Annotated in this window: 34 protein-coding genes; 2 read left to right on the top strand and 32 right to left on the bottom strand. The window is 48.3% G+C overall.

Features of this window, described 5'->3' with window-relative positions; genetic code table 11:
* Positions 1-446: 446 nt before the first annotated feature.
* Positions 447-812, bottom strand: coding sequence for a helix-turn-helix transcriptional regulator (locus QUA53_RS07870; RefSeq protein ID WP_333149641.1), 366 nt, complete (start codon positions 810-812; stop codon positions 447-449).
* Between the two features lie 227 nt (positions 813-1,039).
* Between QUA53_RS07870 and QUA53_RS07865 the strand changes: the two genes are divergently transcribed.
* Entirely contained in the window at positions 1,040-1,477 is a 438-nt protein-coding gene (locus QUA53_RS07865; RefSeq protein WP_333095873.1) for a hypothetical protein, read from the top strand.
* Between the two features lie 15 nt (positions 1,478-1,492).
* Here the strand turns inward: QUA53_RS07865 and prfA are convergent, their stop codons facing one another.
* From prfA to rplC, 31 genes are all read right to left on the bottom strand, one after another.
* Positions 1,493-2,587, bottom strand: coding sequence for a peptide chain release factor 1 (gene prfA / locus QUA53_RS07860; protein WP_333095874.1), 1,095 nt, complete (start codon positions 2,585-2,587; stop codon positions 1,493-1,495).
* Between the two features lie 344 nt (positions 2,588-2,931).
* The gene (rpmE, locus tag QUA53_RS07855; protein ID WP_333039633.1) at positions 2,932-3,240 is read right to left on the bottom strand and encodes a 50S ribosomal protein L31; all 309 of its coding nucleotides are present in this window, start codon (positions 3,238-3,240) and stop codon (positions 2,932-2,934) included.
* 317 nt (positions 3,241-3,557) lie between these two features.
* Positions 3,558-3,971, bottom strand: a complete 414-nt coding sequence (gene rpsI / locus QUA53_RS07850; protein ID WP_006634975.1) for a 30S ribosomal protein S9 — start codon at positions 3,969-3,971, stop codon at positions 3,558-3,560.
* Entirely contained in the window at positions 3,971-4,426 is a 456-nt protein-coding gene (gene rplM / locus QUA53_RS07845; RefSeq protein ID WP_015178725.1) for a 50S ribosomal protein L13, read from the bottom strand. Before rplM ends, rpsI begins: the two co-directional genes overlap by 1 nt.
* A gap of 157 nt (positions 4,427-4,583) precedes the next feature.
* On the bottom strand, positions 4,584-5,426 hold the full coding sequence (gene truA, locus QUA53_RS07840) for a tRNA pseudouridine(38-40) synthase TruA (protein WP_333095875.1): 843 nt from the start codon (positions 5,424-5,426) through the stop codon (positions 4,584-4,586).
* Between the two features lie 29 nt (positions 5,427-5,455).
* Positions 5,456-5,806: a 50S ribosomal protein L17 gene (rplQ, locus tag QUA53_RS07835; protein WP_333095876.1), complete on the bottom strand. Its 351-nt coding sequence runs from the start codon at positions 5,804-5,806 to the stop codon at positions 5,456-5,458.
* Between the two features lie 125 nt (positions 5,807-5,931).
* Positions 5,932-6,876, bottom strand: a complete 945-nt coding sequence (locus QUA53_RS07830) for a DNA-directed RNA polymerase subunit alpha (protein WP_202798589.1) — start codon at positions 6,874-6,876, stop codon at positions 5,932-5,934.
* Positions 6,877-7,050: 174 nt separating this feature from the next.
* Complete coding sequence (gene rpsK, locus QUA53_RS07825) at positions 7,051-7,449, bottom strand: 30S ribosomal protein S11 (protein ID WP_006634980.1); 399 nt, start codon at positions 7,447-7,449, stop codon at positions 7,051-7,053.
* Positions 7,450-7,533: 84 nt separating this feature from the next.
* Positions 7,534-7,917 carry a 30S ribosomal protein S13 gene (gene rpsM, locus QUA53_RS07820; protein ID WP_006634981.1) on the bottom strand — a complete coding sequence of 128 codons (384 nt, stop codon included), beginning with the start codon at positions 7,915-7,917 and terminating at the stop codon, positions 7,534-7,536.
* 83 nt (positions 7,918-8,000) lie between these two features.
* On the bottom strand, positions 8,001-8,114 hold the full coding sequence (gene rpmJ, locus QUA53_RS07815) for a 50S ribosomal protein L36 (protein ID WP_015178722.1): 114 nt from the start codon (positions 8,112-8,114) through the stop codon (positions 8,001-8,003).
* A 368-nt stretch (positions 8,115-8,482) separates the two neighbouring features.
* A complete protein-coding gene (gene infA / locus QUA53_RS07810; RefSeq protein ID WP_006276978.1) occupies positions 8,483-8,707 on the bottom strand; it encodes a translation initiation factor IF-1 in 225 nt (74 codons plus the stop codon).
* Positions 8,708-9,000: 293 nt separating this feature from the next.
* A complete protein-coding gene (locus QUA53_RS07805; protein ID WP_333095877.1) occupies positions 9,001-9,576 on the bottom strand; it encodes an adenylate kinase in 576 nt (191 codons plus the stop codon).
* Between the two features lie 5 nt (positions 9,577-9,581).
* The gene (secY, locus tag QUA53_RS07800; protein WP_190745438.1) at positions 9,582-10,886 is read right to left on the bottom strand and encodes a preprotein translocase subunit SecY; all 1,305 of its coding nucleotides are present in this window, start codon (positions 10,884-10,886) and stop codon (positions 9,582-9,584) included.
* Positions 10,887-10,988: 102 nt separating this feature from the next.
* Positions 10,989-11,435, bottom strand: a complete 447-nt coding sequence (gene rplO / locus QUA53_RS07795) for a 50S ribosomal protein L15 (RefSeq protein ID WP_333070037.1) — start codon at positions 11,433-11,435, stop codon at positions 10,989-10,991.
* A gap of 146 nt (positions 11,436-11,581) precedes the next feature.
* Entirely contained in the window at positions 11,582-12,127 is a 546-nt protein-coding gene (rpsE, locus tag QUA53_RS07790) for a 30S ribosomal protein S5 (protein WP_015178718.1), read from the bottom strand.
* Between the two features lie 162 nt (positions 12,128-12,289).
* A complete protein-coding gene (gene rplR, locus QUA53_RS07785) occupies positions 12,290-12,652 on the bottom strand; it encodes a 50S ribosomal protein L18 (protein ID WP_333095878.1) in 363 nt (120 codons plus the stop codon).
* Positions 12,653-12,654: 2 nt separating this feature from the next.
* Positions 12,655-13,203 carry a 50S ribosomal protein L6 gene (rplF, locus tag QUA53_RS07780; protein ID WP_190737229.1) on the bottom strand — a complete coding sequence of 183 codons (549 nt, stop codon included), beginning with the start codon at positions 13,201-13,203 and terminating at the stop codon, positions 12,655-12,657.
* 122 nt (positions 13,204-13,325) lie between these two features.
* Positions 13,326-13,727 carry a 30S ribosomal protein S8 gene (gene rpsH / locus QUA53_RS07775; RefSeq protein WP_190737227.1) on the bottom strand — a complete coding sequence of 134 codons (402 nt, stop codon included), beginning with the start codon at positions 13,725-13,727 and terminating at the stop codon, positions 13,326-13,328.
* A gap of 22 nt (positions 13,728-13,749) precedes the next feature.
* Positions 13,750-14,295, bottom strand: a complete 546-nt coding sequence (gene rplE / locus QUA53_RS07770; RefSeq protein ID WP_333070033.1) for a 50S ribosomal protein L5 — start codon at positions 14,293-14,295, stop codon at positions 13,750-13,752.
* Positions 14,296-14,394: 99 nt separating this feature from the next.
* Positions 14,395-14,757 carry a 50S ribosomal protein L24 gene (gene rplX, locus QUA53_RS07765; protein ID WP_333045759.1) on the bottom strand — a complete coding sequence of 121 codons (363 nt, stop codon included), beginning with the start codon at positions 14,755-14,757 and terminating at the stop codon, positions 14,395-14,397.
* A 1-nt stretch (position 14,758) separates the two neighbouring features.
* Positions 14,759-15,127, bottom strand: a complete 369-nt coding sequence (gene rplN / locus QUA53_RS07760) for a 50S ribosomal protein L14 (RefSeq protein WP_006634991.1) — start codon at positions 15,125-15,127, stop codon at positions 14,759-14,761.
* A 108-nt stretch (positions 15,128-15,235) separates the two neighbouring features.
* On the bottom strand, positions 15,236-15,484 hold the full coding sequence (gene rpsQ / locus QUA53_RS07755) for a 30S ribosomal protein S17 (protein WP_006634992.1): 249 nt from the start codon (positions 15,482-15,484) through the stop codon (positions 15,236-15,238).
* Between the two features lie 38 nt (positions 15,485-15,522).
* A complete protein-coding gene (rpmC, locus tag QUA53_RS07750) occupies positions 15,523-15,816 on the bottom strand; it encodes a 50S ribosomal protein L29 (RefSeq protein ID WP_333095879.1) in 294 nt (97 codons plus the stop codon).
* Positions 15,817-15,975: 159 nt separating this feature from the next.
* Positions 15,976-16,395 (bottom strand): 50S ribosomal protein L16, encoded by a 420-nt coding sequence (gene rplP / locus QUA53_RS07745; protein ID WP_333095880.1) that lies wholly within the window; start codon positions 16,393-16,395, stop codon positions 15,976-15,978.
* Between the two features lie 118 nt (positions 16,396-16,513).
* The gene (gene rpsC / locus QUA53_RS07740; protein WP_333095881.1) at positions 16,514-17,242 is read right to left on the bottom strand and encodes a 30S ribosomal protein S3; all 729 of its coding nucleotides are present in this window, start codon (positions 17,240-17,242) and stop codon (positions 16,514-16,516) included.
* A 107-nt stretch (positions 17,243-17,349) separates the two neighbouring features.
* Positions 17,350-17,709 (bottom strand): 50S ribosomal protein L22, encoded by a 360-nt coding sequence (gene rplV, locus QUA53_RS07735; RefSeq protein WP_190657986.1) that lies wholly within the window; start codon positions 17,707-17,709, stop codon positions 17,350-17,352.
* Between the two features lie 96 nt (positions 17,710-17,805).
* Positions 17,806-18,087 carry a 30S ribosomal protein S19 gene (gene rpsS / locus QUA53_RS07730; RefSeq protein WP_006634997.1) on the bottom strand — a complete coding sequence of 94 codons (282 nt, stop codon included), beginning with the start codon at positions 18,085-18,087 and terminating at the stop codon, positions 17,806-17,808.
* Between the two features lie 113 nt (positions 18,088-18,200).
* A complete protein-coding gene (gene rplB / locus QUA53_RS07725; protein WP_015178705.1) occupies positions 18,201-19,064 on the bottom strand; it encodes a 50S ribosomal protein L2 in 864 nt (287 codons plus the stop codon).
* A gap of 158 nt (positions 19,065-19,222) precedes the next feature.
* Positions 19,223-19,531, bottom strand: coding sequence for a 50S ribosomal protein L23 (locus QUA53_RS07720; RefSeq protein WP_006634999.1), 309 nt, complete (start codon positions 19,529-19,531; stop codon positions 19,223-19,225).
* Positions 19,524-20,156 carry a 50S ribosomal protein L4 gene (gene rplD, locus QUA53_RS07715; protein WP_190657994.1) on the bottom strand — a complete coding sequence of 211 codons (633 nt, stop codon included), beginning with the start codon at positions 20,154-20,156 and terminating at the stop codon, positions 19,524-19,526. The genes QUA53_RS07720 and rplD overlap by 8 nt, the downstream gene beginning before the upstream one ends.
* A 176-nt stretch (positions 20,157-20,332) precedes the next feature.
* Positions 20,333-20,968, bottom strand: coding sequence for a 50S ribosomal protein L3 (gene rplC / locus QUA53_RS07710; protein WP_190657996.1), 636 nt, complete (start codon positions 20,966-20,968; stop codon positions 20,333-20,335).
* Positions 20,969-21,399: 431 nt separating this feature from the next.
* Here rplC and QUA53_RS07705 point away from each other — a divergent pair, with 431 nt between their 5' ends.
* Positions 21,400-21,876 (top strand): NAD(P)H-quinone oxidoreductase subunit N, encoded by a 477-nt coding sequence (locus QUA53_RS07705; protein ID WP_333095882.1) that lies wholly within the window; start codon positions 21,400-21,402, stop codon positions 21,874-21,876.
* Positions 21,877-21,991: the final 115 nt, after the last annotated feature.

Below are 21,991 nucleotides of genomic sequence, written 5' to 3'. Positions count from 1 at the left end.
TCACTGTTCATTGAGGGAGGGGATAGGTTTTATTTTGCACCCTCATTCTCTCCCGGCGCGGTGGCTCTAGTTCTTCTTTGGCCACCGTTCTCATCTTTATTTAGTCTAAACTACAGCTACCAAACCCACCTGCAAAAATACTTGAGTTAATCGCAACTGATTATACCAATTTACTATGAAGATACACTAAATGAGGTTGATGTCTTTCTGGTTGGAACTATATCCTTAGCGTTATATTAAATGCAGCTTCATAGTGAATTGGTATTAGACTCATTTCTCTGGGTGGCCAGAGGCAAAAGTTTAATCATGGTTGATCGACCGGACATGATATTACTCATTGTTCCGCGAGCAGTTTTGATGATTTCGCTAAGTTTTTGTCTATTTTGGATGTTCACGACTCGAAGGTTACTCAACCGTATCTACCAGTCTACTTACGAAGTGATACATCAACTATATTTCCCAGACGACTCAGCCGCCGCCGCGAGTCTATCCATCACCGCTCTACCAACCACGGCTAACTCACTAATTGGTATACATTGAATTTTTTTCAGCAGATCGTTAGTATCTACCGGTTCAAGCATGGGTTTGCCTTCCAGATGAGCGAGCAGCTCTTCAAGTGTAAACCCGGCCCTCACAGCAATCTGAGCCAAATTTTCTGTATCTGGGATGCTCTGACCTTTTTCCCACAACTGAACCGCAGTCGCAGAGACGCCCAGAAGCTTGCCGAATGCCCGCTGACTCATCGAACCGCGAGCTAGTTTGACAATCTCGATCAATTTTTTCTTAGCTTCTGCGTTCACAACTGCCGTCACTACTTAATCCCACATAACTCAGTTTACTTCCCAACTCCTAAATTTTCCACTTGCAATTCATAATTATACTTGACACAAAAGAGGATTGCAAGTACACTAATAATTACAACTTAACTTTTGATAGACCCAAGGAGTCGCTAAACAAATGGTTCTGAGCGAGGAACCCAACATAAGGGGACAGCCCGATCAAACTTTGAAACCGAAGACAGACATCAGGGAAAGTAAAAATGACCAAGAGACGCAATCTAAAAACTCACAAGCCCAGCGGCACCCGTCAAAGCCTCACAGCCTCCGGTTGGCTAAAACCCCAGTGCTGGCAAATCTCCAACATAGAAGCAGCCGAAGCCCTGAGAATGCCTGTAAAACACATAGTGAAAGTCTACCCCAAACAACATCAAGTAATAGTCGTTTACCTGAACAAGAAAGGACAAAAATGCAGTTCCTTTTTCAGCTACAGACTATTTGCCAGATGGCAACAAGAGGCGATCGCAGCAATTGCCAGTTGTCGAAAGCAGCAAATCCTAGCACCTCTAGAAGTCATTGTACAATACGACCTCGAACATTTCAAATATCCAGTGGCGATCGCCGACGCAATTTGGGAGGCTCTACTCAACCATATCTCCCGCGTAACAAGGGAACTGAGGCTGAGCAAACAATGCGCCTAGTCCCCCATCACTCCATCAATTAGTAGAAGCAGCCAACTCAGCCAAACGTTCCTGCTGATCCTGAGAAATGCAAGTTTGAATAATCGCCTCAATATCCCCTTCCAAAACACTATTGAGCGAGAAATTCTCCCCCAAACGGTGGTCCGTAGCCCGATTGTCCTTGTAGTTGTAAGTGCGAATCTTCTCGGAGCGTGAACCAGTACCAACCTGAGCCAAACGCCGCGACTTCACCTCATCCTGCTGCTCCCGCAACTTCATCTCATAGAGCTTAGCCCGCAAAATCTGCATCGCCCGCTCCTTATTCTGCAACTGACTGCGCTCCTCAGTACAGAAAATCCGAATTCCCGTCGGCTTGTGAAACAAATCCGCAGCAGTTTCAACCTTGTTCACGTTTTGACCGCCAGCACCGCCCGATCGAGCTGTACTCATCTCAATATCCTTCGGATCGATGTGAATCTCCACATCATCCACCTCCGGCATCACAGCCACCGTCGCCGTCGAAGTATGCACCCGGCCGCCGGCCTCAGTCACAGGCACTCGCTGCACCCGGTGTACTCCAGCCTCAAACTTCAGCTTGCTGTAAACGCTGTCACCTGTAATTTCCAGAATCACCTCTTTAAAGCCGCCCATTTCCGCCAGCGACTCGCTCACCAACTTCACCTGCCAGCCTTGAGTTTGAGCGTAGCGTGAATACAGCCGCAGCAAATCTCCAGCCCAAATACTAGCCTCATCTCCGCCAGTACCCGCCCGAATTTCCAGCATAATATTCTTGTCATCGTTCGGGTCGCGGGGTAGCAGCAAAACCTTCAAACGACTTTCCAAATTCTCCAGCTTCGCCTCAAGTTCCTGAACTTCCAGCGCCGCCATTTCTTGCATATCTCGATCGCCCGCGGCTTCCTTGAGAACCTGTCGCGCGCCCACCAAATCTTCCTGAGTGGTTTTCCACAGAGCAAAAGTATCGACCACTTCCTCCAAGGACGATCGAGCTTTCGCTACCCGTTGAAACTCTTGATTGTCCCTAGCCACATCCGGGTCAGCCATGCGGCGAGTCAACTCATTAAAAGTTTGCTCTACCGACTTCAATTTATCCAGCAAATAAGATTCAGCCATTGTCAGTTGTCCTTTGTCAATCGATTTTAGATTTTAGATTTTAGATTTTAGATTTTAGATTTGAAGAACAGTTGGGATAGACTCTCGATCGAACTCAACTGCCTGCATAGCAAGTCTTCAATCTAAACTCTCCAATCCGAGGGCGGATCGATTTTAGATTTTAGATTTTAGATTTTAGATTTTAGAACTCAAGAGCAGTTAGGATAGATGTCGATCAAACTCTACTCGATCGAACTCAACTGCCAGCCTTAGCAAGTCTTCAATCTAAAATCTAAAATCCGAAGGCGGTAAGTTGCCAGTAGAAAGAACTACTCTCAACAAACTGCGGACAAATGACAATCCGGCTACTTCTTCTTTTTGCCTTTACCAGCAGCCTTAGAAGCATCTGCTTTGGGTTCTTCCATTTTCAGGGGTCCAGAGGAAGCATCTGCCTTCGGCATTTCTACCTCGCTCATGCCGTATTTCCGCATAAAGCGCTCGACACGACCTTCAGTATCAATAATCTTCTGAGTGCCAGTATAAAAAGGATGATTTCCCGACCAGACATCAACTTGAAGCTTTGGTCTAGTTGAACCCACAGTCATCACCAGTTCCCCGTTGCAATAAACCTGAGATTCGGGATACCACTCAGGGTGAATGCCATCTTTTGCCATTGTTTTTTACTCTCTAATTTTTGACTTTACAACCATTTTAGCTGCCGCAGGACTTCTAAACCAACAACAGCACCAATTTTGTCTTATACCTTTTGTAACCAGGAATTAGGAATCGGAAATAAAATTGAAAAAAAGGCAGATAAAATCTGAATGATTCTTGCCTTTTCTTTCTACCTTCTTCCGTCAATCCGTCAATCCGAACTTCCGTTACATCCGTTACATCCGTTACATCCGTTAAAAAATCCGTTGCCGAACTTCCATTACATCCGTTACATCCGTTACATCCGTTAAAAAATCCGTTGCCGAACTTCCCTCGATTACCGCTTCGAGTATTGAGGAGCTTTGCGAGCTTTGCGCAAACCGTACTTTTTCCGTTCTTTGGCCCGCGGGTCGCGAGTCAAATAGCCCTCAGTCTTCAGAGGCTTGCGGTTGTCAGGGTCTAATTGACAAAGTGCTCTAGCGACACCCAAGCGAATCGAGTCAGCCTGACCTGTCAAGCCACCGCCTTCGACTTTTACCAAAATGTCGTACTCATTTTCCAGACCCAAAGTTTCCAGAGGGGCCTTAGCGAGAGCCAAATAAGTAGGGTTGAATTGCAGGTACAAATCCCCCTCTTTACCATTGACAGTCAGTATGCCAGTGCCGGGAACCAAGCGCACCCGCGCTACGGAACGCTTGCGGCGGCCGGTACCCCAGTACACAGCGCGGCCCGATGTATCTGTTGCTTGCATTACTCATTTCCTCCCGGAATCGTGTGAACAATTAATTCTTCTGGTTTTTGAGCTTGGTGCGGGTGGTTGGGGCCAGCGTACACCTTCAGTTTAGTAAACAGTTGTCTGCCCAGAGAAGTGTGAGGCAGCATTCCTCGTATAGCTTCTTCGACAATTCTTTCGGGCAAACGTGCTTGCAATTTGGCAAAAGTTTCTGTTTTCATGCCACCCGGTCTTCCAGAATGGCGGCGGTAGATTTTCTGGGTGCGTTTTTTGCCAGTAACAGCGATTTTGTCAGCATTGATGACTATTACGAAGTCGCCGGTATCCATAGAAGGAGTGTAAGTCGGTTTGTGTTTCCCCCGGAGGTACATGGCAACTTCAGTTGCCAGACGGCCCAGCCGCTGGTCGGCGGCATCGACCACGTACCACTTGTGCTCTAGGGAGTCTTGAGTAGGGACGTAAGTTTTGTTCATTGTTTGTTGTTAATTGTTAGTTAACTGTTGTTAGTTAGTTGTTAGTTGTCAGTTGTCAGTTGTCAGTTGTCAGTTTTTAATTGTTAGTTGTCCTTAGTTTTTTATTAGTAGTTACCTAATGACTAATGACTAATGACTAATGACTAATGACTAATGACTAATGACTAATGACTAATTTTGGCTGAGTGTCGTACCAGACATCTGGGGGAAAGGGAAATTCTGAATAGCCAACCCGCAGCAGGCACAAACCTTGAGCGGGAGCGGCATATTTTACCATTTCTCGGCGTTCGTTGACCCAGATATCGGTGAAATTCTCGATCGGCCTTTCCCCGCGACCCACCTGCACCAGCAACCCCACCAGCAGCCGCATCATCCCGTACAGAAACCCGCTCGCCTGAACCTCAATATAGATAAGAGGCCCAGAACGCTGACACTCGGCTGCTTGCACGTTCACCCACGAATGGGGGCGGGCAGAACCCGCGCGGTGGAAAGCAGCCAGGTGATGCCGCCCGATTAGCGGTGTCAAAGCTGTCTGAATCAAAGATTCATCCACAGGGGCGTGATAGCAGTGCCAAGCCAAAGGACGCACAAACAAGTTAGGGGTCGGGTCTGTATAAAGGGTGTAGCGATAGCGTCGCCAACTGGCTGAGAACCGAGCGTGCCAGGTAGGTTCCACCTTTGCCGAAGCTCGAATTAAAATATCTTTTGCCAGTCGAGAGTTAAGAACACTTGCCCAGCGGTGAGCCGGAATTGGGCCGCGGGCATCAAAATGCGCTACTTGAGCAGCAGCGTGAACTCCCGCATCGGTTCTCCCAGCAGCGTGCAGCGTTACCGGGCGTTCCAGAACAGTCGATATTGCTGTTTCAATTTCTTCTTGTACTGTACGCTGGTTCGGCTGTCGCTGCCAACCGTGAAAGTTAGTGCCGAGGTATTGGATCACCAGAGCAACGCGCTGTATCGATTGGGGATTTTCGATTGGGGATTTTGGATTGTCAGTCATAAATCACAAATCTCCAACCCAAAATTGAATTAAACCAGTTCAACGATCGCCATTTCGGAATTGTCTCCTTGACGGGGGACAGTTCGCACTACGCGGGTGTAACCCCCGTTGCGCGAGCCGTACCGTTCTTGGGCTGCTTCAAACAAAGCGTGTACTAACTGTTTGTCGTAGATAAAGCCCATAGCTTGCCGGCGAGCGGCCAATGAGCCATCTTTTGCCAGGGTAATCATTCTGTCAGCCTCTGGGCGCAGCGCTTTGGCGCGGGCGAGAGTGGTAGTAATTTTACCGTGGCGGATTAATTCGGTAGTCAGCGAGCGCAGCATAGCGCGGCGCTGGTCAGCCGGTTTGTTGAGTTGGGGAACGCGACAGCGGTGACGCATGGCAGTTGGTAATTGGTAATTGGTAATTGGGCGCCGGGATAGTCCGAGAGTTTTGAGCGGTGAATTCTTTAACTTAAAAACTCACCTACTTAAAATTCAGAACTTTTTTACCCGTTACCCGTTGATTAACTTTTAGCTGATTTTTCCTGTGGCAAGGTAATGCCCAAGCGTTTTTGTAAAGCTTCAATCACTTCTTCGGCAGACTTCTGCCCGAAGTTCTTGATCTCGAGCAAGTCTTCTTGGGTATAATCCAATAAGTCTGCGACTGAGTTGATCTGAGCCCGCTTGAGACAGTTGTAAGCCCGGACTGACAACTGCAATTCTTCGATCGGAATTTGGCTAGTAGGATCTGCTTCACCTGGATACTCTGGTTTGAGAGAATCTTGGGTGATGTCTTTGAGAGGTGCAAATAAATCTACCAGGATGTTGGCAGATTGACTCAAAGCTTCTTGAGGAGTCACGCTGCCATCAGTCCAGATTTCCATAATCAGCCGGTCTTTCTCGACCGTGCCGCCTACCCTAGCATCTTCAACGCTGTAGTTGACTCTGCGAATCGGCATAAAGATGGCGTCTATTTGGAGGAAATCCAAAGCCGAGCCATCATCGCGACTGCGGTCTACTGCTCGGTATCCGATGCCTTTTTCAATTCTGAATTCCATTTCCAGAACTGAGCCCGGGGAGAGAGTTGCAATGTACTGGGAGCGATCTATCAATTCGACCTCGGAGGGCAAATCGAATCGATCGGCAGTAACGGTGACAGGCCCCTCAATCCGCAACCTGCCGATTTGCGGCTGCTGAGAGTGAGTTTTGAGGACGACCTCTTTCATGTTCAGGAGAATTTCTAGAACATCCTCACGTACCCCTTCGATCGTGGCAAACTCGTGATTGACACCCGCGATGCGGACTGAAGTTACTGCCGTCCCTTCCAAATTTGACAGCAGAACTCGCCGAAGCGCATTCCCAACAGTTGTTCCCTGACCGCGATCGAGCGGTTCCAGGACAAATTTTCCGTACTGACTGCGGTCTTTGTCAGTGTTAGACTCTATACATTCAATTTGAAACTGCGCCACGGAGTGACCTCCCTTTTCCACTTTGGATTTTTGATTTTGGATTTTAGATTGCAGAGCATACCCCTGAACGGATTTCGGATTTTGGATGGACGGGGCAACAGTTAGAACCATTAGTTTTTGACTTTAAGCAGTTAGCCATTATCCAAAATCTAAAATCTAAAATCTCAAATCGTTTTAGACTCTACGCCGCTTGGGAGGGCGACAGCCGTTGTGAGGAATTGGGGTAACATCTCTAATCAGGGTGATTTCCAGTCCCGCCCCTTGCAGCGCCCGGATTGCAGTTTCTCTACCTGCTCCAGGCCCGCTCACCATTACTTCTATTTGGCGCATTCCTTGGTCGTTGGCTCTGCGGGCAGCACTTTCTGCTGCTGTTTGAGCTGCAAAGGGAGTTCCCTTCTTAGCTCCTTTAAAACCGCTGGAACCTGCCGATGCCCAGGAGATTACTTCGCCGTTGAGGTCGGTAATAGTTACAATCGTGTTGTTAAAGGTAGACTGGATGTAGCCTACCCCATTGGGTACATTTCTTTTCTGCTTTTTTGCACCAGATTTCTTGCCTGTTTGTTGTCGCGCCATATTAGTCTCTTTAACGTTTCTCTCAACTAATGTCCCGAAGCGCTAGGAGCGAGCAGCCCCCAGCGTATTTTTCCCAAAAAGATGTTACTTCTTGGAAGGTGCCTTTTTCTTGCCCGCAACTGTTCGGCGGACGCCACGACGTGTTCTGGCGTTGGTACGGGTTCGTTGTCCCCGCACTGGCAGACCCAAACGGTGACGCCGACCGCGATAAGTTCCGATGTCCATCAGGCGCTTGATGTTCATTGACTCCCAGCGCCGGAGGTCTCCTTCGATTTGGTATGTGGTTTCTACATGAGCCCGCAGAGCTGTCACGTCGGCCTCTGTTAAATCCTTAACGCGAGTGTCAGGATTTACGCCTGTTGCAGCGATAATTTTTTGGGCCCGCGACAAGCCTATTCCGTAAATGTATGTCAGACCTATTTCGACGCGCTTATCGCGTGGAAGGTCTACCCCGGCAATCCGTGCCACACTTTTTGTCTCCCTAGTTTTCCTATTTGGCTACAATGTTCAATTAGGATGCACCTGCGTGCAGTGCCCAATTTTCGTTTTTTCTAACCTTGGCGCTGTTTGTGTTTCGGGTTAGTGCATATCACCATCACTCGACCGCGACGGCGGATGACGCGACATTTCTCACAAATTTTTTTGACAGATGCTCGAACTTTCATCTTTCTTCCTGCCTGGAGAACCCCGCTCTAGCGGAGAACAGGCACGCTGGGACTGCCCGTAGAGCGGTGGGAGGAGAGGCTGGGCAAGGTGTAGACCTCTCCTCGATTAAATTGTATAAAGTGCGGGTTGTTTCATGAAGGAGCCCGCTTGCACCCACTCCCATTGCTGGGTAAAGTTCGCCTGCGCCAGAGTTTGGCCCAGCGATACTTTTACGGTGTAACAATGACTTAACCCGGTACACCGGTGGGTTGTTGACGCCCTTCTCGGCAACACTACAAACGTAGCATTATAGCATAAATTTGAAGCTTTTTACCAAATTCTCTCTAAATTAAACTTAGAATTAGTTTTTAGAAAGTTTTATCTAAGCCTATTTTTTCCGAAGGCGATAAGTAATCCTGCCTTTGGTCAAGTCGTAGGGAGTCAATTCGACTTTGACGCGATCGCCAGGCAGAATTTTGATGTAGTTGCGGCGGATCTTGCCGGAAATGTGAGCTAGGACGTTAAACCCATTATCTAGGTCAACGCGAAACATCGCATTGGGCAGGGATTCCGTCACTGTCCCTTCCATTTCAATTAAATCTTGCTTAGACAATTTGGTATTTACCTCAACTCTACATTTGATTAACTAGGAGTGTCCCGGCGTTGGTCTCAAAACCTATTTACTGGTAGGAGTCAAACGAGAACGGGGGGCAAGAATTCGGGCGACTCGATCGACAACTTTACTCAACCAACCGCTTGCTTTAGCTTTACTTGATTAAAGTTGTGGCAATTAGTATCGAGTTCAATCCGGTCTCTAGCAACCCTCACAAAACCTGATAGCACAAAAAGCTCCTAGTTAACATATCTTAGCAAAAGCTTGTGAGTAACAAGCTGTATTGAGAGGGTTCAATAGTCGCGCGAGAGAGATTGTTGCAGTTCTGCGGTGACTAATTCCATTGGTCGATCGCCATCAACCGCAACTAACTGTTCGCGGTTTCTGTAAAACTCAATCAAAGGTTCAGTTTGCTCGCGGTAAACTTGCAAACGCCGACGAATCGTCTGCTCGTTGTCATCCTGACGCCCCCGCGACAGCAGGCGAGCCACCAAAACATTGTCAGGAACGTCCAAATTGACAGCTCTGAGAGCGCAGTCCTTTCCAGACGTACTTCCTTCAACATCGCAGAGCAGTTTGTCAAAAAAACCTGCCTGGGCGACTGTGCGGGGAAAGCCGTCGAGAATCCAGCCAGCACGAGCATCTGGCTGATTCATACGTTCTTGCACGATATCCATTAATAACTCGTCAGGAACCAACTCACCCCGATCCATGTAGGCTTGCGCCTTTTGACCCAAGTCTGTTTTGGCAACTACGCAGGCGCGCAGGATGTCACCGGTAGAAATGTGAGGTATTTTCCAGAGAGCGGCTAAGAGCTGAGCCTGAGTTCCCTTTCCCGCCCCTGGAGGCCCCATAAAAATCAATTGCATTGCGATTACTTCACCATTCCTTCATATCGTTGGGAGATGACGTAAGTTTGAATTTGCTTAGCAGTTTCGATCGCGACACCTACTAAAATCAGCAGGGAAGTTGCACCAAAACCTCTAAAAGTTTGCACTCCGATCGCGCTTTCTACAGCAGTTGGTACAATTGCCACCAGACCGAGAAATATCGCTCCCAAGAAAGTCAAACGGTTCAAAACCTTCTCCACATAATCGCTGGTTTTCTGACCGGGACGAATTCCAGGAATGCTGGCACCCATTTTCTTCAAGTTCTGAGACATATCTACGGGGTTGACAATCAACGAAGCGTAGAAATAGCTGAAGAACAGAATTAAAGTCAGATAAAACAGCGCGTAAGCCCAAGGCGTCGGCCCGTTCGGACTCAAAACATTAGCAACTTGAACCAAAAACGGGTTATTGAGAGACTGAGCGAGGAAAGAAGGCACAATCAAAACCGAAGATGCAAAAATAATCGGCATCACTCCGCCTTGATTCAAGCGCAGGGGCAGATAGCTCCGGCTCTCCCGATAAACTTTGCGGCCGACTTGGCGACGAGCCGAAATAATCGGAATGCGGCGAGTACCTTCCTGAACAAAAACAATCCCGACAATCGTCACCAAAAAGACCAGCAGCAGAACGACTACACGGCCGACAACTTGCGTGTCGCCACTTTGAGCCAATTCAAAAGTTTGTCCCAAAGAGCGTGGCAATACCGACACAATGTTGATAAAAATCAGTAGCGACGCTCCGTTCCCGATACCTCGTTCAGTCACTACTTCCGATATCCACATTACAAACATTGAGCCTGCCGTCAGAGCCAAAGCAGTTTGTGCTATGAATAAAGGCGATGGAGATTGAGCAAAAGGGCTGACCCAAATCCCAATGCCAATACTTTGGAGAATTGCCCAGCCCAAAGAAACGTAGCGAGTAATTTGAGAAATCTTGCGCCGCCCTGCTTCTCCTTCATTTTTCTGCAAGTCTTCTAAGCTTGGCAGAGCCGCAGTTAGAAGTTGCACAATAATTGAAGCATTAATGTAGGGCAAAATCCCCAACGCGAAAATCCCCAAAGCTGACAAGCCGCCTCCTGAGAACAAATCCAAAAAGCCGATTAAAGGGCTATTTTGGACGTTTTGGGCAAAGGCGACTCGATCAATACCGGGGACTGGCAAGTGGACACCCAGGCGTACTAAAATCAGTAAGCCAATGGTTACGAGGATGCGGCCTCGTAAACCAGCAGCTTGAGCCATCTGCATGAACGTCTCTTGTGCAGTTGGCGCTTTCTCTCTACTAACGTCCATAGTTACGATTTTGGATTTTAGATTTGGGATTTTCGACTAAATCATTTTCTGATAGCAAGCTTGAGGATTTGAGATTTGGACAAACTCTCAAACCCCAAATCTTCACGCAACTAATTCGCAACTTCCGCCTGCGGCTTCAATTTTGGTGCGAGCACCTGCGGTAAAAGCCGAGGCGCGCACTTGCAAAGGTACATTCAGTTCGCCATCTCCTAAGATTTTCAGCGGCCCGTTGTCAGTATTGACAATTTTCGCTTGCATCAAAGAGGTGAGAGTAACTTCTGTGTTTGCTGGCAGCGATGCTAATTTACTTACATTAATGGTAGTGTACTCTTTCCGGTTCACTAGAGGGAAGCTTTTCAACTTGGGGAGACGGCGGTAGAGAGGATTTTGACCTCCTTCAAAACCCGGTCTAGTGCCGCTACCGGCTCTAGATTTTTGACCGCGCATCCCTTTGCCGGAGCTCGCGCCTTGACCGGCAGAAATACCTCTGCCCAAGCGTCGGGGGCGCTTTTGGGAGCCTGCTTTGGGTCGGGCGTCTTGCAATCTCATAGTTTTAGTAATTGGTAATTGGTAATTGGTATTTAGAGAGGGGGTAAGCAGTAGTTTTGAGTGCGTGAGTTTTAAGTTGCGGATTTTTTTATTTTCAGCGCAAGCACTTAACACTCAAAACTTACAGTTTCCCATTCTCGCGTGCCCTAACCGTAGAGGTTTTCTACTGGAATTCCGCGCTCTTGAGCAACTTCCGACAAGGTGCGGAGGGTGGAGAGGGCATTGACTGCGGCTCGGGCGTTGTTTAAGGGATTTCCGGAACCTAGCTGTTTGGCTAAGATATTGCGGACTCCTGCTAATTCGAGAACAGTTCGCACTGCTCCCCCTGCAATTACCCCGGTTCCCGGAGCGGCCGGCCGCATCATGACTTTAGCTCCGCCACCGTCACCGTTGATGGGGTGAGGGATGGAGTTAGATTTGGTGAGGGGAACTTCAATTAGGTGCTTTTTGCCGTCAGCGACGCCTTTTTTAACTGCACCAATTACGTCGCTAGCTTTGCCGACTCCTACTCCAACTTGACCGCGTTCGTTGCCGATAATGACTATGGCGCGGAAGCTGAGTTTTTTACCGCCTTTGACTACTTTGGTAACGCGCCGGATCTGAACGACCCGCTCTTGCCATTCGGATTCTTTTTCCCGCGTTTTGTTGCTGCTGCTTTTTTTCTTGGTGCGCTGTTCTTTTTGTTCTGCCATAGTTTTGTCCTGTGGGAATTAGTAATTGGTGAAAGGCGATCGGCAAGTGGTAATTGTTTGAGTAAAAAGTAAAAATAGAAGAAATCTGGATTTTGCCTTTTAACTTTCAACTTTTGACTTTTTACTTTTTAATTACTCATTACCCGCTACCCATTACCCCCTCTAGAAGTCTAACCCCGCTTCGCGAGCTGCTTCTGCGAGGGCTTTGACACGACCGTGATAGAGGTTGCCCCCCCGATCGAATACGACTTTGACTATGCCAGCGCTGGAACAGCGTTTGGCAATCAACTGACCGACTTGCACGCTCGCGGAGCAGTTGCCGCCAGAACTGAGATTTGACTTCAATTCGGGATCGAGGGTTGACGCAGCGGCCAAAGTGTGCTGGGCGGTATCGTCTATTACTTGAGCGTAGATGTGCTGCTCTGAGCGAAATACCGCTAGTCTGGGACGTTCGGCGGTGCCAAACACCTTGCGCCGAACACGGCGGTGTCTGCGCTGGACTGATTCTTTGCGAGTAAGCTTCATTGTTACTTCTTACCTGTTTTGCCTGTTTTACCAGCTTTGCGCCGGACGACTTCGCCGCTGTAGCGAATGCCTTTGCCTTTGTAGACTTCGGGCGGACGCACTGCGCGAATGCGGGCTGCTGTATTGCCTACGAGTTCTTTGTCAATGCCGGAGACAATGACGTTGGTGTTGCCTTCAACTGCCATTGTGATGCCTTCTGGAGGGGGCATTTCAACGGGTTTGCTGTAACCGACGTTTAAAATAAGGTTCCGTCCTTGAACCTGTGCCCGATAACCTGTGCCGATAATTTCGAGACGCCGCTGAAAACCTTGGGATACACCTTCGACCATGTTGGCGACTAGGGTGCGGCACAAGCCGTGTAGTTGTCTGGCGACGCGAGATTCGTCTCGGCGGGTAACGAGTAAAGTCTCGCCTTCAATTCCCATGAGGATTTCGGCTGGGATTACTCGAGAAAGTTCACCTTTAGGGCCTTTGACGGCTACTTTTTGACCGTCTAGGGTGATGGTGACTTTATTGGGAATGCTAATCGGACGCTTGCCAATTCGCGACATAGTTTTTTGTCCTTTGTTTTTAGTTATTAGTCCTTGATTATTAGTGCTTAGTTATTAGTCCTTAGTGATTGATTTTTGAGTCTGTTGCCAACGACCAGTGACTAATGACTAATGACTAATGACTACCAAACATAACAAAGCACTTCACCGCCCAAACCTTGGCGTCGAGCTTCTCTATCCGTCATAATGCCGCTGGAGGTAGAAATAATGGCTATGCCAATTCCGCCTAATACTCTGGGCAATTCTTTACGGTTCGAGTAAACGCGCAGTCCTGGTTTGCTGACTCGCTTCAGTGCCGTGATAATGGGCTTGCGAGTTTTACCTTTGTACTTTAGAGAAAGCACTAAATGTCGCTTGACCCCTTCTTCTGCTTCTTCAAATTCGCCGATGAAGCCTTCACTTTTGAGGACTTGGGCGATGCTGCGGGTCATTTTTGTAGCTGGAATTTGCGTTGTTTGGTGGCGCGCCATGCAAGAATTGCGAATGCGCGTCAACATATCTGCTATGGTATCGTTAGCTGCCATCTTTTGCTTCTTACTCTAGTGCTTAGTTGTCCCGGAACGGCATTCCCATTTCTTTAAGCAAGGCGCGTCCTTCTTCGTCGGTGTTTGCTGTGGTGATAATTGAAATGTCCATGCCTCGAATTTGATCGATGCGGTCATATTCTATTTCTGGAAAAATTAGCTGTTCTCTCAGACCCAAGCTGTAGTTGCCGCGCCCGTCGAAGCTTTTGGGGCTGATGCCGCGGAAGTCGCGGATTCGGGGGAGTGCGAGGTTGATCAGCCGATCGAGAAAATCGTACATCCGATCGCCGCGCAGCGTCACCATAACGCCTACGGGTACTCCTTTGCGGATTTTGAAGCCTGCAATCGCTTTTTTCGCCCGCGTCACCACTGGTTTTTGCCCGGTGATGATGGCAATTTCGTTGATCGACGAATCCAGTGCCTTAGCGTTTTGAGATGCTTCTCCCAAACCGCGGTTCACTGTGACTTTGACGAGTTTGGGAACCTGATGGATATTAGTATATTTAAACTGATCCATCAGTGTGGGAACGATTTTTCCTTGATAAAGAACCTTGAGTTTGTCCGGCATAGTTTTTGTGTTTCGTTAACTGTCCCTGGGCTTGGTCAGGGAATTGTTCTTTGTCATTTGATAGTTGTCCGTTGTCTGTTAATGACTAATGACTAATGACTAATTATCGAGGATTTCTCCAGTTTTTTTGAGCTGTCGCAGTTTCCGGCCATCTTCGCTAAATGTATAGCAAACGCGGCTAGCTATTTTTTCTTTTTCGGAATAGTGCATGACATTTGAGCTGTGAATGGGAGCCTCAAACGTGAGTATTTTCCCTGACTCTCCCTCTTGCTGGGGCTTGACGTGCTTGGTTCTGATGTTTACACCTTTAACAACTACTTTGCTGACTTTAGGATATGTCTTTAAGATTTCTCCGACTTTTCCTTTCTCTTTGCCAGTAATTATTTGCACCGTGTCGCCTGCTTTGACGTGCATTCTGTAGCGCTGCGGTTCGCTAGTTGGTTTACCCTTTTTTCCGTACATTTTAAAGTACCTCCGGGGCTAAGGAAACGATTTTAGTAAAGTTTTTGTCGCGCAATTCACGGGCGACGGGACCGAAGACGCGAGTGCCTTTGGGGTTGCCGTCTACGTTGATAATAACGGCGGCGTTATCGTCAAAACGAATGCTCATGCCACTGTCGCGGCGCAGACCTTTGCGAGTTCTGACAATGACTGCCCGAACGACATCTGATTTTTTGACGGCCATATTGGGGATGGCATCTTTGACGACGGCAATGATGACATCGCCGACTCCGCCGTAGCGACGGTTGCCGCCTCCCAATACGCGGATACACATCAGTTTGCGGGCTCCGCTATTGTCGGCGACATTGAGGTATGTCTGGGGTTGAATCATGGTGATTGTTGAGTGTTAACTATTGACTGTTAACTGTTAACTGTTGACTTTTGACTGCTAGTTGATTGTTAATTTTCGATCGGGAGATCGCGATGTGGCAATTAACTGTTAGCCGTTTTTTGTCCCAAAAATCTCAGCAACCGTCCAGCGTTTGGTTTTGCTCAGGGGGCGAGTTTCAGTGATGCGGACACGATCGCCCGATTTGCACTGATTTTCTTCGTCATGAGCTTTGTAGCGCTTCGTGCGGACTACGATTTTGCCGTATTTGGTGTGGGAGGAGCGGTTTTCGATTGCTACCACGACGGTTTTATCCATCTTGTCGCTGACTACTACGCCAACTCGTTCTTTAATTGCCATAGCTACCTATTTTTGTTGTGCAATTGACTTTTTTTTAGCTACTGTGCGATCGTCGGCTCGGCTGCTGCGGTGGGAGCAGGCTGTGCTACCTGTTTAGATGCGGCTAATTTTGCTGCCGCAGCTTCTTTCTCAGCAACGATTTGGCGCTCGCGTTCAACTGTCATCAATTGAGCTAGCCGGTGTTTGGCGTGCTTGAACAGGTGAGGCTTTTCCATGCGGCCGGTAGCTTGCTGGAGCCGCAATTCCATTAGTTGGCGCTTGACGGCTAAAATTTGCTCTGCTACAGCAGCATCGCTTAATTCTCTAGCTTCTTTAATCTTGGTCAAAGACATAATTGTGTGCTTTCTCGTTAGCGAGCGGTATGACAGAAGACAGAAGTGTCTCTTAGGCTGAAGGTCGAAGGAAAGAAAAGTTATGAAAGCCAGATTTTAAATTGCTGTAGCAGTTTAAAATGCTGATTAATACAGACCTAATTCTACCTTCGCTCTTCGCTATGACTGGCCTTCTTCGCGAGTGATGAACTTGGTTTTAATTGGTAATTTGAAAGATGCCAAACGCATTGCTTCGCGGGCAATTTCTTCACTTACGCCGCCAATTTCAAACATTACCCGGCCCGGTTTGACCACGGCCACCCAAAACTCTGGTGAGCCTTTACCAGAACCCATCCGGGTTTCTGCTGCACGCTCGGTGACTGGTTTGTCGGGAAAAATGCGAATCCAAATTTTGCCACCCCGGCGGATATAGCGGGTCATGGCGCGGCGTCCGGCTTCTATTTGGCGGGAAGTAATCCAGGCGGGTTCGACGGCTTGGAGCGCGAAATCGCCAAAGCTAACTGTATTGCCGCGGGTGGCAATACCGCTCATTCGCCCGCGCTGTTGTTTGCGGAATTTCGTTCTTTTAGGGCTTAACATGGCGAAAGGGAGTTGGGTAATTGGTAATTGGTAATTGGTAATTGGTGATTGCTAATTGCTAATTGGTTTGGAACAACTGTTCACACTTAACAAATGACAACTAACAGTTAACAATTAGCTAGCCTTCGTTCGATCGATCTTCAAAGTTCTGGCGGCGGCGCTTTTGTTTGGTGCGGGGTACTGCAGCATTTGGTGCAGTCTCCTGTTCCTGTCCGGGAATAATTTCGCCTTTGAAAACCCAAACTTTAATGCCGAGGATACCGTAGATGGTTTGAGCAGTGCAGTAGGAGTAGTCAATGTCTGCCCGCAGGGTGTGCAACGGAACTCTTCCTTCCCGCGTCCATTCGGTACGAGCGATTTCTGCGCCGTTGAGGCGTCCGCTGACTTGAATTTTGATGCCTTGGATGCCGACTTTTTGGGCGCGGGTGATTGCTTGGCGGACTACTCGGCGGAAGGATACGCGCCGTTCTAGTTGCTGAGCGATGTATTCCGCAATCAGTGTGGCATCAGCGTCTACTCGCTGGACTTCGACGACGTTGATGCGGATTTGACGGTTGCTACCGAGTTGCTGCTGCAAACCGACGCGCAAGGTTTCGATGCCTGCTCCGCCGCGGCCTACGACAACACCTGGTCTGGCGGTGAACACTTCTAGGTCGATTTGATCGGCTTTCCGCTCAATTTTGACCGAAGAAATGCCAGCATTGCTGAGCGTTTTACGAACGTACTTGCGAATTTTATAGTCTTCTTGCAAGAGTTCTGGATAGTTTTTGGGATCGGCAAACCAGCGAGAGCGGTGCTCTTGGGTAATGCCGAGGCGAAAACCAATTGGATGTATTTTTTGGCCCATAATAGTTGATGAGTTAATTGGTATTTGGTAATTGGTAATTGGTAATTGGTGATTACCCCTTTTCTTCAACTTTAAGCTGTTTATTACCTATTACGTTTTTCCCTGGTTTAGTTTTCTACGAGCGGAGCTACTACTACGGTAATGTGACAGGTTGGCTTGCGGATTTGGTAGGCACGACCTTGAGCGCGGGGTCTAAAGCGTTTGAGGACTGGGCCTTGGTCTGCGTAAGCTTGAGACACTACTAGCTTGGATTTATCCAATCCTGCGTTGTGCTCGGCGTTGGCTACTGCCGAGCGCAAAACCTTGACGATTGGTTCGCAGGCGCGGTAGGGCATGAATTCGAGTAAAATCAGCGCTTCTTGGTAGCTTTTGCCACGAATTTGGTCGAGGACTCGGCGCACTTTGAAGGGCGATGTCCGGATGTAACGGGCGATCGCCTTAATTTCGGATGTGGTATCTATAGCCATTTCGATTTCGGTAATTGGTAATTGGTAATTGGGCAAAAGGTAATTGGTAATTGGTAATTTTTTTTCCGACTACCTATTACCTGTCACCTAATTCGGCTATCTTTTCGCCTTTTTATCACCACTTTTCGCGTGACCTCTAAAGGTGCGAGTGGGGGAAAATTCTCCGAGTTTGTGACCTACCATTTGGTCGGTGAGGTAGACGGGTACGTGCTGTCTGCCGTTGTGAACGGCGATCGTGTGACCTACCATTTGGGGCAGGATTGTGGAAGAGCGCGACCAAGTTTTAATTACTTGTTTTTGGCCGGCGGCGTTGAGTTTTTCGATTTTTGTCATCAGAGCATCTGCGACAAAGGGGCCTTTTTTTAGCGATCGAGACATGATTTTTTTAGTAATTCAGGAGTCATTAGTCAGAATTAAGCAGTCATTGGTCATCAGTCCTCAGTCATTAGTTAGCAGTTAATAACTAAGCACTGAAGACTGCTGACTGATGACTAGCTTTGTCTGCCGCCCTTGCCGCGCTTGGAAGCTTTGCGGCGGCGCCGGACGATTAAAGCGTCGCTGCGCTTGTTTTTGCGTCGAGTTTTTGCACCCAATGCTGGTTTACCCCAAGGAGTGACAGGCCCCGGACGTCCGATGGGAGCTCTGCCTTCGCCGCCGCCGTGCGGGTGGTCTACCGGGTTCATGACGCTACCGCGAACGGTGGGTCTGCGACCTTTCCAGCGGGTACGGCCTGCTTTACCCAGGCTGATGTTTCTGGCGTCGGTGTTGCCGACTTGACCGATGGTGGCGTAGCAGTCGGCGCGGACTTTGCGCTGTTCGCCGGATGGCAGTTTGAGGGTGACGTAGCTACCTTCTTTTGCCATTAGCTGAGCGCTGGAGCCGGCGGAGCGAACGATTTGTCCGCCTTTTCCGGGTACTAGCTCGACGTTGTGGATGCTGGTACCGAGGGGAATGTTCTTGAGGGGGAGGGCGTTGCCGATTTCGATCGGCGCGTCTGGGCCTGAGACAATTACTGTACCGACGTTTAAGTTAAGCGGGTGCAGTATGTACCGTTTTTCGCCGTCTTTGTAGAACAGGAGGGCGATGCGGGCGTTCCGATTGGGGTCGTATTCGATCGCCTTGACGGTAGCGGGAATGCTGTGTTTGTCGCGGCGGAAGTCGATGTCTCTATAAAGCCGTTTGTGACCGCCTCCCCGGTGGCGACAGGTGATGACGCCTCGGTTGTTGCGGCCTTGTTTGGTGTGCTTATTACTGGTTAGAGACTTTTCTGGCTCTGATTTGGTAATTTCAGCAAAGTCCGAGACGGTTTGTTCTCGGGTGCTGGAGGTATAAGGTCGGTAAGAACGGATGCCCATAATCGATTTTAGATTTTAGATTTTAGATTTGGGATGCAAGGACTTGGCGGTTTTGGATTTTAGATTTGGGATTATCAGTTAACTTGGTAACTTTCTGGGTTTGGTATTTTGACCAGTTAACCGCAATCTAAAATCTAAAATCTAAAATCCAAAATTGGCTAAACTTCTGGGAATAGGAGTTTGCGGATCGAGTCTCCGTCGGTCAGAGTTACGGTTGCTCGCTTGTAACAAGGTTTAAAGCCGACGAATTTGCCAACTCTACGCTTTTTACGCGGCGGGTTTTGGGTGTTGACGCCGATGACTTTGACCTTAAATAGTTCTTCGATTGCAGCTTTGATTTGAGGCTTTGTCGCTTTGGGGGCTACGTCGAATGTGAATTGATTTAATTCCATCATTCGGGTAGCTTTCTCGGTGAGAATCGGACGCTGGATCAAATCTGCGTAGTCGCGGGGGTCGATTTTACTCACCGTAAATCTCCTGAATTTTAGCTATGGCTGTAGATGTGACGATAATTTTGTCAGCCGCGAGAACGTCGTAAACATTCAGGGAAGTTGCCAAGATGACGTTTACTAATTCGATGTTGCGTCCTGATAAGTAGACGTTTGGTTGCGGTTCTGGCAAGATTAACAGAACTTTTGTATCGGGTTCGATGCCCCAGCGGGCGATCGCACTCAGCAATTCTTTGCTTTTCGGTCTCGGAAATTGCTCTGCAAATTCTTCAACCACAATGATGTCTTCGGTGCGACTTTGGAATGCTGTCCGCAAAGCGAGACGGCGTTCCTTTTTGTTCATTTTGACTTCAAAGTCTCTCGGTTTTGGTCCGAAGATGACACCGCCGCCCCGCCACAGCGGAGAACGGATTGAACCTGCTCGGGCTCGGCCGGTGCCTTTTTGACGCCAGGGTTTGCGGCCACCGCCTCTAACTTCCGATCGAGTTTTGGTGCAAGCATTTCCTTGACGGGCATTATTCAGTTGCCGCGTCAATGCTCTGTGAACGATGTGAGACGCATTTTCTTCTTTGGCTACGCGCAGTTCTAAAGTTGTTTCCCCAACTTCTTCGCCTTGCCAATTTCGGACTACACAATTAACCATATCTTTTGTCCTTTGTCTGTTGTTAGTTGTCTGTTGTTAGTTGTCTGTTGTTAGTTGTCTGTTGTCTGTTCTCAGGTCTTAGTTTTCAGCTCTTAGTTTTCAGCTTTTAGTTCTTAGTTATTGCTTGCTACTAATGGCCAACCACTATCTACTGACTGCTGACTACTGACTACTGACTAACGTCCTACTTTTTTCTCAGGCACAACATTGACTAAGGCGCCAGCTTTGCCGGGAACTGCTCCCTTAATTAGCAGCAAATTCTGCTCTGTATCCACCCGGACAATTGTTAGTTTGCGGACGGTGACTTGAACGTTGCCCATACGTCCTGCCATTCTTTTGCCGGGATAAACGCGACCCGGAGTAGTTCCAGGTCCGATCGATCCAGGTTCGCGGTGGTTCTTGGAACCGTGAGACATCGGGCCTCGTTTAAAGTTGTGGCGCTTTTGAAAACCTGCAAAACCTTTACCGATGCTTGTACCGATGACATCTACTATTTGTCCCGGTGTAAAGGTATCTGCTTTTAGTTGTTGACCTAATTCAAATGAACTGGTGTCTTCCAATCGGTATTCCTGCAAGTGGCGCAGTGGATTCGCCCCCGATTTGGCAAGGTGTCCTAGTTCTGGCTTGTTGAGAGCCTTTGGTTTGACTTCGTTGTATCCAACTTGAACGGCACCGTAGCCGTCAGTTTGTTTTGTTTTGATTTGAGTTACTGTACAAGGCCCTGCTTGTATGACGGTGACAGGGATTGCTCTCCCTTGGTCGTCAAACACTTGAGTCATGCCTAGTTTAGTGCCAAGAATGCCTACAGACACGGATTTTTTTCCTTTTATTTACGCAAGAGGTTTCGGATTGCGAAAGTTACGTCAATCCGCTTGCTCTTGTGCAGAAACATTTATTTCAGTGTTCCTGCAATTAACTGTTATCAACCAACAGCCTTCCTCGGTGTTTAAAATTTGAGTTTTAAATTTGGGAGCGAGCTTGTGGAAGTCTTGCAAGGGTTGAGATTCGCGGCTTTTTACCGACTCTATCTCCGAGTTTTGTCTCGGTCTTGCTTGTTTGTGCCAGGACTTGAGCAGCAAACTACTCAGTATCCTTTACGGCGACAATTCACAATAGTACATGAAGTGTTTGCCGTTTGTCAAGGGCGCAATGAGAATTTTTCGCCTCAACTTTAGGATTTATAATATTTCCAGCTCGCAAGCAGCGATCGACCAAATTTTGATACAGCAGGAAACACAAATTTATGGGACTGATTACGACGGGATCTGATCTGATTCGGGATTTGGAAAAGTCGGGGTCGCTGGCCCTGTACGTTCCTTTAGAGGGAGGATTTGAGGGGCGCTACCTCCGCAGGCTGAGGGCTGCGGGCTACGGTGGATACACGATTTCGGCGCGGGGTTTGGGCGATTTGGCGATGTATTTAACGGGGGTTCACGGCGTGCGGCCGCCGCATTTGGGCAAGAAAACTACTGGCAACGAAGCGTCGGTTGGTTATACATACTACGTGCCACCGATGTTGAAAACTCAATTAGACAATTTGCCACCGAAAGCAAAAGGATTGGTGCTGTGGATTATTGAAGGGCAAATTTTGTCGAGTCAGGAGATTGAGTATTTGACTGTTTTGCCGACGTTAGAACCGCGAGTTAAAATAGCAGTGGAGATGGGGGGCGATCGAGCTTTTAGCTGGAAACCACTTAAAGACGCTTTAGTTGCAGCTTAAATTCCGCTATTTGCGATCGCAAATTAACTAAAAAACGCAGCGAGCAACTAAAGCTCAACAGCTTCTGCTCGCTGGTTTTGATATTTTTGGGAAAAAGTTAATTAACTAACAGGAA

The sequence above is a fragment of the Microcoleus sp. Pol12B3 genome (assembly GCF_036701355.1).
Taxonomy (GTDB): Bacteria; Cyanobacteriota; Cyanobacteriia; order Cyanobacteriales; family Microcoleaceae; genus Microcoleus.
Note: the sequence above shows the minus strand (reverse complement) of the source record. Positions and strands in the feature narration are given on the sequence as shown.

What these genes read in the sequence shown, in the direction of transcription:
- rplV (WP_190657986.1), bottom strand. Translation starts at nt 17,709, where the DNA reads ATGGCTATAGATACCACATCCGAAATTAAGGCGATCGCCCGTTACATC.
- secY (WP_190745438.1), bottom strand. Translation starts at nt 10,886, where the DNA reads ATGGACGTTAGTAGAGAGAAAGCGCCAACTGCACAAGAGACGTTCATG.
- QUA53_RS07805 (WP_333095877.1), bottom strand. Translation starts at nt 9,576, where the DNA reads ATGCAATTGATTTTTATGGGGCCTCCAGGGGCGGGAAAGGGAACTCAG.
- rplB (WP_015178705.1), bottom strand. Translation starts at nt 19,064, where the DNA reads ATGGGCATCCGTTCTTACCGACCTTATACCTCCAGCACCCGAGAACAA.
- QUA53_RS07705 (WP_333095882.1), top strand. Translation starts at nt 21,400, where the DNA reads ATGGGACTGATTACGACGGGATCTGATCTGATTCGGGATTTGGAAAAG.
- rplP (WP_333095880.1), bottom strand. Translation starts at nt 16,395, where the DNA reads ATGTTAAGCCCTAAAAGAACGAAATTCCGCAAACAACAGCGCGGGCGA.
- rpmJ (WP_015178722.1), bottom strand. Translation starts at nt 8,114, where the DNA reads ATGAAAGTTCGAGCATCTGTCAAAAAAATTTGTGAGAAATGTCGCGTC.
- rplQ (WP_333095876.1), bottom strand. Translation starts at nt 5,806, where the DNA reads ATGCGTCACCGCTGTCGCGTTCCCCAACTCAACAAACCGGCTGACCAG.
- rplX (WP_333045759.1), bottom strand. Translation starts at nt 14,757, where the DNA reads ATGTACGGAAAAAAGGGTAAACCAACTAGCGAACCGCAGCGCTACAGA.
- rpsH (WP_190737227.1), bottom strand. Translation starts at nt 13,727, where the DNA reads ATGGCAGCTAACGATACCATAGCAGATATGTTGACGCGCATTCGCAAT.
- rplE (WP_333070033.1), bottom strand. Translation starts at nt 14,295, where the DNA reads ATGCCGGACAAACTCAAGGTTCTTTATCAAGGAAAAATCGTTCCCACA.
- prfA (WP_333095874.1), bottom strand. Translation starts at nt 2,587, where the DNA reads ATGGCTGAATCTTATTTGCTGGATAAATTGAAGTCGGTAGAGCAAACT.
- rpsQ (WP_006634992.1), bottom strand. Translation starts at nt 15,484, where the DNA reads ATGGCAATTAAAGAACGAGTTGGCGTAGTAGTCAGCGACAAGATGGAT.
- QUA53_RS07865 (WP_333095873.1), top strand. Translation starts at nt 1,040, where the DNA reads ATGACCAAGAGACGCAATCTAAAAACTCACAAGCCCAGCGGCACCCGT.
- rplO (WP_333070037.1), bottom strand. Translation starts at nt 11,435, where the DNA reads ATGAGATTGCAAGACGCCCGACCCAAAGCAGGCTCCCAAAAGCGCCCC.
- rpsC (WP_333095881.1), bottom strand. Translation starts at nt 17,242, where the DNA reads ATGGGCCAAAAAATACATCCAATTGGTTTTCGCCTCGGCATTACCCAA.
- rpsK (WP_006634980.1), bottom strand. Translation starts at nt 7,449, where the DNA reads ATGGCGCGACAACAAACAGGCAAGAAATCTGGTGCAAAAAAGCAGAAA.
- rplF (WP_190737229.1), bottom strand. Translation starts at nt 13,203, where the DNA reads ATGTCGCGAATTGGCAAGCGTCCGATTAGCATTCCCAATAAAGTCACC.
- rpsE (WP_015178718.1), bottom strand. Translation starts at nt 12,127, where the DNA reads ATGGCAGAACAAAAAGAACAGCGCACCAAGAAAAAAAGCAGCAGCAAC.
- truA (WP_333095875.1), bottom strand. Translation starts at nt 5,426, where the DNA reads ATGACTGACAATCCAAAATCCCCAATCGAAAATCCCCAATCGATACAG.
- rpsS (WP_006634997.1), bottom strand. Translation starts at nt 18,087, where the DNA reads ATGTCTCGATCGCTAAAAAAAGGCCCCTTTGTCGCAGATGCTCTGATG.
- rplN (WP_006634991.1), bottom strand. Translation starts at nt 15,127, where the DNA reads ATGATTCAACCCCAGACATACCTCAATGTCGCCGACAATAGCGGAGCC.
- rpmE (WP_333039633.1), bottom strand. Translation starts at nt 3,240, where the DNA reads ATGGCAAAAGATGGCATTCACCCTGAGTGGTATCCCGAATCTCAGGTT.
- rpmC (WP_333095879.1), bottom strand. Translation starts at nt 15,816, where the DNA reads ATGTCTTTGACCAAGATTAAAGAAGCTAGAGAATTAAGCGATGCTGCT.
- rplM (WP_015178725.1), bottom strand. Translation starts at nt 4,426, where the DNA reads ATGAACAAAACTTACGTCCCTACTCAAGACTCCCTAGAGCACAAGTGG.
- rpsI (WP_006634975.1), bottom strand. Translation starts at nt 3,971, where the DNA reads ATGCAAGCAACAGATACATCGGGCCGCGCTGTGTACTGGGGTACCGGC.
- rplR (WP_333095878.1), bottom strand. Translation starts at nt 12,652, where the DNA reads ATGAAGCTTACTCGCAAAGAATCAGTCCAGCGCAGACACCGCCGTGTT.
- rplD (WP_190657994.1), bottom strand. Translation starts at nt 20,156, where the DNA reads ATGGTTAATTGTGTAGTCCGAAATTGGCAAGGCGAAGAAGTTGGGGAA.